The following is a 508-nucleotide window of genomic DNA, read 5'->3' on the forward strand; positions in this document are numbered from 1 at the left end:
TTAAACGATGATTATACACGATGAGTGTCCACACAGATTGATACGGTTTATAAGTAAAAGAGACGAAGATATCCCAATATCTTCAATCCAGTGTCCCGTTCGTCTAGAGGCCTAGGACACCGCCCTTTCACGGCGGTAACAGGGGTTCGACTCCCCTACGGGATACCATTGGGTCGTTAGCTCAGTTGGTAGAGCAGTTGACTTTTAATCAATTGGTCGCAGGTTCGAATCCTGCACGACCCACCATTCTTCTCCACGAAGAATCAAAACTTATGTGGGCGATTAGCTCAGTTGGGAGAGCACCTGCCTTACAAGCAGGGGGTCACTGGTTCGAGCCCGGTATCGCCCACCATTCTCTAAGTATTTTTGGATAGGAATTCCAAACCACTTCAGTAAAACGTACGTGGTTAGAATCTTCGACTCTGAAAGTCTTTAGAAAATGACTTCATAAGAAGTGATTAGCTCTTTAACAATTTGGAAAGCTGACAAAACAATCTTTAAGATTGTT

Annotated in this window: 3 tRNA genes; all 3 read left to right on the plus strand. The window is 44.1% G+C overall.

The features are described from left to right. The first annotated feature begins 92 nt into the window (after positions 1-92). The 3 genes from VCHENC03_RS23200 (at position 93) to VCHENC03_RS23190 (ending at position 352) form a co-directional block, all read left to right on the plus strand. Positions 93-168, plus strand: a tRNA-Glu gene (locus tag VCHENC03_RS23200). Between the two features lie 2 nt (positions 169-170). Further along, positions 171-246, plus strand: a tRNA-Lys gene (locus tag VCHENC03_RS23195). A gap of 30 nt (positions 247-276) precedes the next feature. After that, positions 277-352: transfer RNA gene (locus VCHENC03_RS23190), tRNA-Val, on the plus strand. Positions 353-508: the final 156 nt, after the last annotated feature.

The organism is Vibrio sp. HENC-03 (assembly GCF_000305755.2).
GTDB lineage: Bacteria > Pseudomonadota > Gammaproteobacteria > Enterobacterales > Vibrionaceae > Vibrio > Vibrio owensii.